Below are 11,692 nucleotides of genomic sequence, written 5' to 3' on the forward strand. Positions count from 1 at the left end.
ACCCTGTCCAGACAGCGGCGTTCCCGTTGGGCCCCGGCCGGGCCGGCGCTCCCTTTCCGGGGCGCCGCTGCCCGGCCGCAGAAGGAGATCCGGACGATGGCAAAGGGACAGGTGCTGGTGGTCGCGACGTCACATGGCCTCCTGGGCGACGGGCCGGAGCGCACCGGGCTGTGGCTGGAGGAGCTGGCCGTGCCCTACTACGCCCTGCTGGATGCGGGCTTCGAGGTGCTCCTGGCCTCCACCGCCGGCGGCGAGATCCCCTTCGACCCGCGCAGCCTGCCGGGCGCCTCGCCCGAGCCCAATGGCATCCACGGCGCCGTGGGCCGCTTCCTGGCCGATGAGGGCGCCATGGCCCTGGCCCGCGCCTCGTCGGGGCTGGAGGACGTGGCGGAGCAGCCCCATGACGCGGTCTTCCTGCCGGGCGGTCATGGCACGATGTGGGACCTGCCGGCCAGCCGGCCGCTGGCCACGCTGGTCGGCCACGCCATGGAGGCCGGCAAGCCGGTCGCCGCCCTCTGCCACGGTCCGGCCGGGCTGGTGGCGGCGCATCGCAAGGGCACCAGCGCCCCGGTGGTGGAGGGACGGCGGGTCACGGGCTTCAGCAACCGCGAGGAAGCCGCCACGGGCCTGTCGGAGACGGTTCCCTTCCTGCTGGAGGACCGGCTGCGCTCCCTGGGCGCGCACTACGAGAGCGGCCCGGACTTCACGGGATTCGCGCTGCGCGACGGCAACCTGATCACCGGGCAGAACCCGCAATCCTCGGCGCTGGTGGCGCAGCATCTGCTTGCCGCCCTGGAGGAGCGCCACTGATCCGGTCGGCATGGGTTTTCCTGGCACCAGGGCGCCCTGCCAGCCCCCATGCCCGGTATCAGCGGCGTGACAGCACGACCAGATAGCCGCAGGGCTGTTCCGAGGCGTTCTCGAAGCCGCAATCCGCCGGGGCGCCCAGCACCAGGCAGTCCCCGGCGGCGAGCCGGTGCCGCGCCGCGCCCTCGTGGAACAGCAGCTCGCCTTCCAGCACCCAGATCACGTGCTTCCAGGACAGGTAGGTGGAGGCCGGGTAGTCCACCCGCGCCCCCGCGGGCAGTTCTACCCGCACCAGCTCCGGGTCGCTGCCCGAAGGTGTGACGGCGCGGCGCAGATAGCCCGTTTCCGGGTCGCGCCAGAGCGGCTGCGCGGCGGCCCGGGACACGCGCCCGCCCCCGGCATCGCCCTCTGCCCGCGCCAGCAGGGTGGAAAGCGTCAGCCCCAGCGCCGAGGCCAGCCGCCCGAGCAGCGCGGCGGTCGGGCTGGCCTCGGCGCGTTCCACCTTGCTGATCATCGCCCGCGAGACGGCGGAACGTTCGGCCATCTCGGCGATGGACCAGCCGCGTTCCTCCCGCTCCGCCCGCAGCCGGGCGGCCAGCGAGGCCGTCAGGTCGGATGGCTCCATCTCGTCTTGTATATTGCTCATGCGTCCATCATAGTAGATAGCACACCGCCCGGTGACCAGCCGCCTCGATCCAGCCGGATGACGCAATACCCCATGGCCCATCGCCCGAAGGACGGGATCGCATGATCCCACTCGCCCCGATCGGCCACAATGGCGGTCCGCCCCTGGAGGAGCCCGATCCCGGCGCTTCGGGCCGGCTGCATCTCTGGCGCAGGGCGCACAAGAAGGCCTGGAAGACGCCGCCGCGCGAGATCGCGCTGCGCCGCCTGGCCCGGGCCGAGGAGCTGGGCATGACCTACCGCGAATACACGCTCGAAATCCTGGAACGGGGCCGCTACCTGTGAGCCAAGCCAAAGCGGGGCGCCAGATCGTCCTGAATGCCTTCGACATGGCCTGTGTCGGGCATATCCAGCAGGGGATGTGGACGCATCCGCGCGACCGCTCCACGGATTATCTCAGGCTCGACCACTGGATGCGCCTCGCGCAGACGCTGGAACGCGGGCTGTTCGACGGGCTGTTCCTCGCCGATGTGCTGGGCATCTACGATGTGTATGGCCACAGCCCCGATGCGTCCCTGCGCGGCGCGGTGCAGGTGCCGCTGCTGGACCCGATGATGCTGGTGCCGGCCATGGCCGGCGTCACGCGGCACCTGGGCTTCGGCATCACCTGCAACCTCGCCTACGAGGCGCCCTATCTCTTCGCGCGGCGCTTCTCCACGCTGGACCACCTGACGCAGGGGCGCGCGGGCTGGAACATCGTCACCGGCTATCTCGACAGCGCGGCGCGCGCCATGGGGATGGCGTCGCAGATGGCGCATGACGACCGCTATGACCTCGCCGACGAATACATGGAACTCGTCTACAAGCTGTGGGAGGGAAGTTGGGCCGACGATGCCGTGCGAGCGGACCGGGCGGCGGGCCTCTATGCCAGTCCCGCCCGCGTGCGCCACGTGCGGCACGAAGGCGCGCAGTACCGGCTCGACGCTCCGCATCTGGTGGAACCCTCGCCGCAGCGCACGCCGGTGCTGTTCCAGGCCGGTGCCTCCGACCGCGGACGCCGCTTCGCCGCGCGCCATGCGGAATGCGTCTTCGTTAATGGCGGCGCGAAGCCGGCCGTGGCGCAGCTCGTCGCCGACCTGCGCGCCCGCGCGGCGGAACGGCCGCTGAAGGTGCTGGTCGGCGCCACGCTGGTGGTCGGCCGCACCGAGGCCGAGGCGCGCGACCTGCTGGAGGACTACCGCCGCCATGCCAGCGTCGAGGGGGCCCTGGCCCATGCCTCGGCCTCGCTGGGCATCGACTTCGCCCGCTATGGCATGGACGAGCCGATCGAGGCCGGGCCGACCCAGGCCATCCAGTCCAATGTCGAGGCCGCGAAGCGTGCCGCCGGCCCGGTCTGGACCAAGCGCAAGCTGATCGACCAGTTCGTGCTGGGCAGCCGCCAGCCGCCCATCGTGGGTTCGGCGGAACAGGTGGCCGAGGCGCTGATCCGCTGGGTCGAGGAGGCCGATGTAGACGGCTTCAACCTGTCCCGCACCGTGGTCCCGGAATGCCTGGAGGCGGTGGTGGAGCGCGTCGTGCCCGTCCTGCAGGAACGCGGCGCCTTCAAGCACGCCTACGCGCCCGGGACGTTGCGCGAGAAGCTGTTCGGCGCCGGGCCGCGCCTCGCCTCGCCGCATCCGGCGGCGGGGTATCGCTTTCCAGCATGATCCGGCGTCAACAGGAGCCAACGAACCCGGTCCAGGGCGCACAGCGTCCTGGCGGATGGGGGTATCGGGGGAAGGCGGCGCCTTCCCCCGGGGACACCTAGAACCCCACGCGGTCCCCGCCCTTGAGCGACAGGATCTCCCGCGCCTCGTCCGGCGAGGCGATCTCCAGGCCGAGGCCCTCGATGATCTGCCGCGCCAGCCGCACCTGCTCCGCGTTGCTGGTGGCGTACTTGCCCGGCCCGGCCCAGAGGCTGTCCTCCAGCCCGACGCGGACATTGCCGCCCATGGCCGCCGCCATGGCCGCGATGGGAAGCTGGTTGCGCCCGGCGCCAAGCACGGACCAGCGGTAGTTGTCGCCGAAGAGCCGGTCGGCGGTGCGCTTCATGTGCATCACGTCCTCCGGATGCGCGCCGATGCCGCCTTGCAGGCCGAAGACCGTCTGGATGAAGAGCGGCGCCTTCACCAGCCCGCGGTCGAAGAAGTATTTCAGGTTGTAGAGATGCGCGGTGTCATAGCACTCGAACTCGAAGCGCGTGTCGTTGCCGGCGCAGGTGGTCAGGATGTACTCGATCTGGCCGAAGGTGTTGCGGAAGATGATGTCCTTGTTGGCGAGGTAGCTGCGCTCCCACTCGTGCTTCAGGTCCTTGAAGCGGTCGAGCATCCCGAACAGGCCGAAATTCATCGAGCCCAGGTTCAACGAGGCGACCTCCGGCCTGAAGGTCGCGGCGGGGCGGACGCGCTCCTCGATGCTCATGGTCGGCGCGCCGCCGGTGGTCAGGTTCACCACGCAGTTCGTGCGCTGCTTGATGACCGGCAGGAACTTCGCGAAGGCCTCCGGCGTCTGGTCCGGCTCCCCGGTCTCAGGGTTGCGGGCATGCAGGTGGACGATGGCGGCCCCGGCCTCTGCGGCGCCGACCGCCGCCTCGGCGATCTCCTCCGGCGTGACCGGCAGGTGCGGCGACATGCTCGGCGTGTGGATCGCGCCCGTGACGGCGCAGGTGATGATGACCTTGCGCTTGGTGGCCATGCTCAGCGTCTCTCCTGTTCCTGCTTGTGCGCCCGCAAGGCGGCGAGGCGTGCGTCGCGCCACTGCATCCGCTCCGGCAGGTCGTCACGTCGCGGCCATTGCCGCATGATCTCGGCGGTCCTCGCCTCGCCGAAGACCTCCGGCGGTGCCGGATCGGCGGCGAGGCGGCGGTAGAAGCCGGTGTAGCGGGCGCAGTAGTCGGGAATGCCGCCCGGCGCGTTCAGCTCGATGGTCGCGAAGGGGCCGAGGAAGCTCCAGCGCAGGCCGAGCCCGTCCGCCACCGTGCGGTCCAGGTCCTCGGGGGTGACATAGCCTTCCTCGACCAGCCGGAAGGCCTCGGCCAGCAGCGCGCCCTGGAGCCGGTTGAGCACGAAGCCCTCGATCTCCTTCAGCACCGTGACCGGCACCTGTCCGATGGAATCGTAGATCTCCCGCGCCCGCGTCACCACGGCGGCATCGGTCCATTCGGCGCCGGAAATCTCCACCACCGGCACGAGGTGCGGTGGGTTCACCGGATGCCCGATCAGGCAGCGCGGCCGCCCCGGCAGGTCCTCGGTGAAAAGCGAGCAGCGGATGGCGGAGGAGGAGGAGGCGATGATGGCCCCGCGCGGCGCCAGGGCGTCGAGCTCGCGGAACAGCGCCCGCTTCACCTCCAGAACCTCCGGCCCGTTCTCCTGCACGAAATCCACGCCGTCGAGTGCGGCGGCGAGATCGCGGGCCGCCTGGATGCGGGCGGCGGCGCCCTCCGGGTCCTGGCAGAGCCCGTGCTCCGCCAGATTGCGCAGCCCCTCGGCGCAAAGGGCGCGGGCCTTCTCCGCCACCCCGTCTACCGGGTCCCAGAGCCGGACCTCCCAGCCCGCCCGGGCGAAGATCATTCCCCAGGCGCGGCCGATCAGCCCACTTCCCGCGATGCAGACACGCATGCTCACAGCCACAGCACCTTCCGTCGCAGTTCCTCGTCCTCGCGCAGCAGCCGGGATTCACCCAGCCACTGCACCGCGCCGCGTTCCAGCGCCACGGTCCGGTCCGACAGGGCCAGAGCGAGGTCGAGATGATGGTCCACGATGATGATCGAGACTTCCTGGCGCAGCCGGTCGAAGCACTCGAACAGCTCCTCCGTCACCGCCGGGGAAAGGCCCTCGAAGGGCTCGTCCAGCAGCAGCAGCCGCGTGTCGCCGGACAGCGCCCGGGCCACCGCCACCATCTGCTGCTCGCCGCCCGAAAGGCGGTCCGCCGCGACGTTCCAGCGTTCGCGCAGCCGGGGGAAGAATTCGAGCACGCGCTCCTCCTCCCAGTGCACGCCCGCGCCGGTCAGGCGCTTCAGGCGCCCGAGGCCCAGATTCTCGCCCACGGTCATGCCGGCGAAGAGGCCGCGCCCCTGCGGCACGAAGCCCATGCCGCGCCGGGCGATCCGGTCCGGCGACAGGCCCGCGATCTCGTCGCCGCCCAGCACGATCCGGCCGGAGGCCGGGCGCGCCGTGCCGATCAGCGTCTTGAGCAGCGTGGACTTGCCCGCGCCGTTGCGGCCGAGCAGCGCGACGATCTCCCCCTGCCGCACCGTCAGCGACACGTCGTTCAGGATGTGCGACTTGCCGTAGAAGGTATTGACCTTCTCCATCACCAGCAGGTCACGTTCCGTCGCGGCGCTGACACGCGGCTTCGCGGCCACGGCATCGGCGCCGGAGCCGAGATAGACCGCCTGCACCCGCGCATCGTCGCGCGCCTGCTCCACCGTGCCGTCCACCAGCACGGCGCCGTCGGCCATCACCGTCACCCGGTCCGCCATGCGGAAGACACGGTCGATGTCGTGCTCCACCAGCAGCACGGGGATGTCGGCGGAAAGCGACTTGATCAGGTCGCCCACGCGCTCCCGCTCCGCCGCGGCGAGGCCAGCCAGCGGCTCGTCCAGCAGCAGGATGCGCGGCTTCGTGGCCAGGGCCAGCCCCATGTCGAGCAGGCGCTGCCCGCCATAGGAGAGGCTGCCGGCCTCCGCCCGCTCCACGCCGGACAGGCCGGTCCAGCGCAGCAGCTCCTCCGTGTCCTGGCGCAGCTCGGGGATGGCCTCCGCGTCGCGCCAGCCGTTGAAGCGCGCGGGGTGCCGCGCCTGCACGGCGAGGCGGATGTTCTCCTCCACCGACAGGCCGGGGAAGAGGTTGGTGATCTGGAAGCTGCGGCCCAGCCCGGCCCGGGTGATGGCATGCGGCTCCATGCCGTCCACCCGCTGCCCGTCCAGCATCACCCGCCCCTCGTCCAGCGGGAACATGCCGGAAAGCAGGTTGAAGGCCGTGGTCTTGCCCGCGCCGTTCGGGCCGATCAGCGCGTGCAGGCGCCGGTCCTCCACGGCGAAGGACACACCCTGCACCGCCTTCACCGGGCCGAAGCTCTTGCGCATCGCCTCGGCGGACAGCACCGGCCCCGCCGTGCCGCCTTCGCGGATGAAGCGGCCAGGAATGCGGCCGCTTGCCCCGGCGCGGCGGGCGGACATGGCGGCGCCCTCCGTGGCCTCGCGCCGGAAGGGCTTCAGCAGGCGCTTGCCGATGCCCACCAGCCCGTCCGGCGAGAAGAGGATGAAGCCGACGAAGAGCAGGCCGAAGATCAGCAGCCAGTTCGCCGTGTAGATGCTCAGGAACTCGCGAAACAGGATGTAGAAGAGCGCGCCGATGGCCGGCCCCAGAAAGGAACGCATGCCACCGATCACCACCATGGCCAGCAGCTCGCCCGAGAAGGCGATGGCGATGGGATCGGCCGAGGCAAAGCGGTGGTTGTAGACGCTGAGAACCCCGGCCAGGCCGGTGATCGTGGCCGAGACAGCGAAAGCCACCAGCTTGTAGCGGTTGGTGCCGTAGCCGATGAAGCCAGCGCGCTGCTCGTTCTCGCGGATCGCCACCAGCACCGTGCCGAGCGGCGCGCGGCGCAGGCGCCAGAGGCCAATCAGGACGGCGAAGGCGACCACCGCGACGACGGCGTAATAGGCATAGGGATTGTCCAGCGCCGCATAGCGCCGCACGTTGCCGAGCCCGTTCTCGCCGCCGGTCAGGTCGGTCCATCGGAAGGCGATGGCGAAGAGCATCGCCGTGAAGGCCAGCGTCAACAGCGAGAAGTACACGCCGCGCCGCCGCAGGATCAGCGCCCCCGCGACCAGCGAGGCCGCGGCCACGATAACCAGCGCGCCCAGGCCCGGCAGCAGCATGTCCGTGGGCAGGAAATGCCGTTGCAGCAGCGCGGCGGCATAGGCGCCGATGCCAAACCAGGCGCCATGGCCGAAGGAGACCAGCCCGGTCCAGCCGACCAGGATGTTCAGCCCCATCACGGCGATGGCGAAGACCACCACATCCGTGGCGGTGGTCATGGTGAGGCCGATCGCTTCCATCAGGAAGGGCAGAGCCACCAGCATGGCGCCCGCCGCCAGCAGTTGCGCCAGCGGACCGGAGGCGCCGGGGCGGCGCACGGTTTCCGGCGGATTCAGGGTGGAGGATGTGTCGAGGGGCATCACGGGGACCTCACTCGAAGCGCTGGATGCGCTCGCCCAGCAGGCCGCGCGGGCGGAGCAGCAGGACAAGGACCATCAGCAGATAGACGGAGGCCTCGGTGGCCGGAGGAAAGTAGTAGGCGGCGAGGCCGCGCACGACGCCGACGATGAGCGCCGCCACCACGACGCCCCAGAAGGAGCCGAGGCCGCCGATCACCACCACGACGAAGGCAAAGGTCAGGATCTCCGCGCCCATGGTCGGCGTCACGCCGGTCACCGGCGCCATCATCGTCCCCGCCAGGGCGGCGAGCCCGACCGCGATCATCACCACCGCGGTCATGTAGGGCTTCAGCGAGATGCCCAGCGCCGCGACCATGTCCGGGTTCTGCACCCCCGCCCGCACCACGCGGCCGAAGGGCGTGCGCGTCAGCAGCAGCCAGAGCCCCGCGACGCAGAGCACGGCGACGCCCAGGATGATCAGCCGGTACTTGGAATAGATGAAGTCGCCGATGAAGACCTGCCCGCGCAGCCAGAGCGGGATCGAGAAGGGCAACGGCGCGGCGCCGAAGACCATGCGCAGCGCCTGTTCCGCCACCATGGCCAGGCCGAAGGTCAGCAGCAGGCTCAGGATCGGGTCGCCGCGGTAGAAGCGGCGGAGCATGAAGCGTTCCACCAGCAGGCCGAGCAGCGCCACCGCCACGGGCGAGACCACCAGCGCGCCACCGAAGCCGATGGTGGGCGTCAGCGCCACGGCCAGATAGGCGCCGATGGCGTAGAAGGCGCCGTGCGCGAGGTTGACGATGCCGCCCAGACTGAAGATCAGCGACAGGCCAAGAGCGATGAGCAGGTAATAGGCGCCGATCAGCAGGCCGTTGAGGACCTGCTCCAGCACGAAGACGAGTTCCATGGTCCGTGCTTCCCCAGATGGTCACGCGGGACGCCGCGCCGGCCCGGGTCGGGGCGGGCGCGGCCTGTGACGGCGCTCAGGCCGGGAAGGAGCAGGCGTTCTCCGCCCGATTGGTGGCGATGCTTTCCAGGCTCTCGTCGGGCTTGGGGAAGCTGCCATCCGGCTTGAAGATGTCGTACTGGTTCTTCACCTGATCCGGCGGCAGCGCGGTGATGGCGTACATCTCCATCATCAACTGGTGATCCCAGGCGCGGAAATAGCCTTCGCGGCTCTTGGAGATGTCGAACTTCGCGCCTTTCTCCAGGTGCTCGACCACCTTGGCGGGCTCGATGGACTTCAGCTCGTTCATCGACTGCGCGATGACCTTCATCGCCGTGTAGTCGCTCCAGCCCTGGTTCTCCGGCGGCTTCTTCCACTTGGCGCGATAGGCATCGGCGAACTTCCGGGCGGAGGGCGCCTCCAGCATGTGGTGCCAGACCACCGGCCAGGTGCCGAGGAAGTTGCCCTGCCCGGCGCCCCAGGCCAGCGCGATGTCGAAGCCGAAGCCCGCGACCGGATAGCTCAGCCCGAACTCGCTGTACTGCTTCAGGAAGTTCGTGACCTGCGCACCGGCCAGGTTGCCGATCACCACATCCGGCCGCGCCTGCCGGATCTTCAGCAGGAAGGGCGAGAAGTCGGTCAGCTCGGTCGGCACGAGGTCCTCGCCCGCCGCCGTGGCGCCGTTCTCGCCGAGGAACTTCCTGGCGACGCGCAGCAGGTCATGGCCGAAGGCATAGTCGGCGGTCAGGGCGTAGTACTTCTTTCCCTTCACCAGCCCCTGCTGGAGGATCGCATTGCCCGCGGTCCGCACCATCATCGTGTTCTGCGATTCGGTGTGGAACATGAAGCGCTGGCAGTCGGAGCCGCGCAGCGCGTCGGAATTGGCGCCGGTGTTGATGAACAGCACCTTCTCCCGCTGCACCACCTGCCCGATGGCCAGCGCCGAGGCGGAATTGATCTCGCCCACGATGCAGGCGACCTTGTCGCGCTGCGTCAGCCGCTCGGCCTTGGCCGATGCGGTCTGCGGGTTGACGCTGTCCTCGTACAGAACCTCGACCTTGCGGCCGTTGATGCCGCCGCCGGCATTGATCTCCTCGGTGGCGAGCTGCACCGCCTGCACCGCGAATTCGCCGAGCGGTCCCAGGAAGCCGGTGCGCGGCGTCAGGTGCCCGATGCGGATAACATCCGGCTGGCCCTGCGACAGCGCCGGGCGGGCCAGGGTGACAGGGAGGAGCGTCGCCGCGCCGGCCACGAGCAGGCCACGACGTGGGAGGAGCACGTTCTTGGACATTGTCTTTTCCCTCAACAGGGCTCTGCGGCCCTTGTTGTGATCTGTGATCACAGTTAGCTTGCCGAAAGCATCAGCCCTTGTCCAGTCTCTCCTTCATGACCTCCGCCGCGGTTCTTGCCGACCTTTCCCCCCTCGCCCGGCGCACCCTGGGCGAGACCGTCTATGCCGCGCTCTCGGAACTCCTGGCCTCGGGCCAGCTCGGTCCCGGCGAAAGGCTGTCTCTGCGCGACAGCGCCGCGGCGCTCGGCGTCTCGGTGATGCCGGTGCGGGAGGCGGTGAACCGGCTGGTGGCGGAGCAGGCGCTGGAGGTCACGCCGGGCCGCGCCATCCGGGTGCCACTGATGAGCCGGAGCGAGTTCGAGGCCCTGGCCGAGACGCGGATGGCCGTGGAGGGCCTGGCCGCCGCCCGCGCCGCCAAGCATCGCAGCGCCGAGGCCCTGGCCGCGATCCGCATGGCGGAGAGCGCCTTCCGCCTGATGGCGGAGGAAGCCGAGCCGGACCGCGTGCGCCTCGTCGCGCTGAACCGTGACGTACACTTCACCATCTATCGTGCCGCCTCGCTGCTGCCGCTGCAGGAGATCATCGCGCGGCTCTGGCTGAAGGCCGGGCCGGTGCTGAACCTCGACCTACGGGAACATCCCGAGCGGGTGCGCCAGGGCTCGGCGCTGCGGCGCCATGCCGAGGCACTGGCGGCGATCGAGTCGGGCGATGCCGCGGGCGCGAGAGCCGCCATCGCGGCCGATATCCGCGACGCGGCGGATTTCATCATCGCGCATGGCCGCCTGCCGGAAGGCTAGCGTCCGGCGCCGGATAGGGAGGAAGAGAAGAATGGACCTGGGCATGACCGGGCTGCGCGTGCTGGTGACGGCGGGTGCTGCGGGTATCGGGCGCAGCATCGTGGAGGCCTTTGCCGAGGAAGGTGCGCGCGTCTTCACCTGCGACGTGGATGCGACGGGACTCGCCACCCTGCCCGAGGGCGTTGGGCATCAGGTCACGGATGTGGCCGACCGCGCGCAAGTGGCCTCACTCTTCGACTCGGCCATCGCGGCACTCGGCGGGCTGGACGTGCTGGTGAACAATGCCGGCATCGCAGGCCCGACCGGCGCCGTGGAGGAGATCCACCCGGAAGACTGGGACCGCTGCATCGAGGTCTGCCTGACCAGCCAGTTCAACTGCGCCCGGCTGGCCGTCCCGCATCTGCGCAAGAGCGGCAACGCCTCGATCGTCAACCTGTCCTCGGCCGCGGGCAAGTTCGGCTTCGGCTTCCGCAGCCCCTATGCGGCGGCGAAATGGGGCGTCATCGGCTTCACCAGATCTCTCGCCATCGAGCTCGGCGAGGCCGGCATCCGCGTCAACGCCATCCTGCCCGGCCTCGTCGCCGGCGACCGGCAACGCCGCGTGCTGGAGGCCAAGGCACAGCAGCGCGGCATCGGCTTCGCAGAGATGGAGCGGATCGCCTTCTCCTACACCTCGATCAAGGACTACGTGACACCGCGCCAGCTCGCAGACCAGATCCTGTTCCTCTGCAGCCGCCGCGGCGCCACCATTTCCGGACAGGCTATCTCCGTGGATGGCGATACGCGCATGCTGACCTGATGTTCAGGCGTCGCTCTGTTGGCGGTCCGGGGAAAAAGTGCTGCCAGCCGTTGGTCCTCAAGCCCGGGACTTGCGGCCTGGCCCTCGGGGACAGACGGAAACGCGGGGTTGCCGAAAGAAAGAAGATACGGCGCCCCTGTGGTTGGGGCTGGAACACGGCATACTTCTTTTGTCCGCGCTGCTGGGTGCGCGTGCGGGGGTATGTGGCGTGCTTGTGTGTGGGGGG

The 11,692-nt window shown here is 69.9% G+C and carries 11 protein-coding genes; 5 read left to right on the plus strand and 6 right to left on the minus strand.

Features of this window, described 5'->3' with window-relative positions:
- Window positions 1-96: 96 nt before the first annotated feature.
- Window positions 97-810, plus strand: a complete 714-nt coding sequence (locus tag BT98_RS0115290) for a type 1 glutamine amidotransferase domain-containing protein (RefSeq protein ID WP_019460998.1) — start codon at window positions 97-99, stop codon at window positions 808-810.
- A gap of 58 nt (window positions 811-868) precedes the next feature.
- Here BT98_RS0115290 and BT98_RS0115295 read toward each other — a convergent pair whose 3' ends face one another.
- Window positions 869-1,453 carry a helix-turn-helix domain-containing protein gene (locus BT98_RS0115295; protein WP_099781769.1) on the minus strand — a complete coding sequence of 195 codons (585 nt, stop codon included), beginning with the start codon at window positions 1,451-1,453 and terminating at the stop codon, window positions 869-871.
- Between the two features lie 101 nt (window positions 1,454-1,554).
- Here BT98_RS0115295 and BT98_RS0115300 point away from each other — a divergent pair, with 101 nt between their 5' ends.
- Both BT98_RS0115300 and BT98_RS0115305 read left to right on the plus strand, forming a co-directional pair.
- A complete protein-coding gene (locus tag BT98_RS0115300; protein WP_019461000.1) occupies window positions 1,555-1,776 on the plus strand; it encodes a hypothetical protein in 222 nt (73 codons plus the stop codon).
- Complete coding sequence (locus tag BT98_RS0115305; RefSeq protein ID WP_019461001.1) at window positions 1,773-3,137, plus strand: LLM class flavin-dependent oxidoreductase; 1,365 nt, start codon at window positions 1,773-1,775, stop codon at window positions 3,135-3,137. Before BT98_RS0115300 ends, BT98_RS0115305 begins: the two co-directional genes overlap by 4 nt.
- 97 nt (window positions 3,138-3,234) lie before the next feature.
- On the opposite strand, the gene BT98_RS0115310 is transcribed toward BT98_RS0115305, so the two are convergent.
- The 5 genes from BT98_RS0115310 to BT98_RS0115330 all read right to left on the minus strand — a co-directional run bounded on the left by BT98_RS0115310 (window position 3,235) and on the right by BT98_RS0115330 (window position 9,870).
- On the minus strand, window positions 3,235-4,164 hold the full coding sequence (locus tag BT98_RS0115310; protein WP_019461002.1) for a BKACE family enzyme: 930 nt from the start codon (window positions 4,162-4,164) through the stop codon (window positions 3,235-3,237).
- A 2-nt stretch (window positions 4,165-4,166) separates the two neighbouring features.
- On the minus strand, window positions 4,167-5,087 hold the full coding sequence (locus BT98_RS0115315; RefSeq protein WP_037251074.1) for a 3-hydroxyacyl-CoA dehydrogenase: 921 nt from the start codon (window positions 5,085-5,087) through the stop codon (window positions 4,167-4,169).
- A gap of 2 nt (window positions 5,088-5,089) precedes the next feature.
- On the minus strand, window positions 5,090-7,654 hold the full coding sequence (locus BT98_RS0115320; protein ID WP_019461004.1) for a branched-chain amino acid ABC transporter ATP-binding protein/permease: 2,565 nt from the start codon (window positions 7,652-7,654) through the stop codon (window positions 5,090-5,092).
- A gap of 10 nt (window positions 7,655-7,664) precedes the next feature.
- Window positions 7,665-8,540 (minus strand): branched-chain amino acid ABC transporter permease, encoded by an 876-nt coding sequence (locus BT98_RS0115325; protein WP_019461005.1) that lies wholly within the window; start codon window positions 8,538-8,540, stop codon window positions 7,665-7,667.
- Window positions 8,541-8,616: 76 nt separating this feature from the next.
- A complete protein-coding gene (locus BT98_RS0115330; protein WP_019461006.1) occupies window positions 8,617-9,870 on the minus strand; it encodes an ABC transporter substrate-binding protein in 1,254 nt (417 codons plus the stop codon).
- A gap of 77 nt (window positions 9,871-9,947) precedes the next feature.
- Here BT98_RS0115330 and BT98_RS0115335 point away from each other — a divergent pair, with 77 nt between their 5' ends.
- Together BT98_RS0115335 and BT98_RS0115340 are read left to right on the plus strand one after the other, a co-directional pair.
- Entirely contained in the window at window positions 9,948-10,667 is a 720-nt protein-coding gene (locus BT98_RS0115335; protein WP_019461007.1) for a GntR family transcriptional regulator, read from the plus strand.
- Between the two features lie 31 nt (window positions 10,668-10,698).
- Window positions 10,699-11,466, plus strand: coding sequence for an SDR family oxidoreductase (locus BT98_RS0115340; RefSeq protein WP_019461008.1), 768 nt, complete (start codon window positions 10,699-10,701; stop codon window positions 11,464-11,466).
- Window positions 11,467-11,692 lie beyond the last annotated feature (226 nt).

This window comes from Roseomonas mucosa ATCC BAA-692 (assembly GCF_000622225.1).
Classification (GTDB): domain Bacteria; phylum Pseudomonadota; class Alphaproteobacteria; order Acetobacterales; family Acetobacteraceae; genus Roseomonas; species Roseomonas mucosa.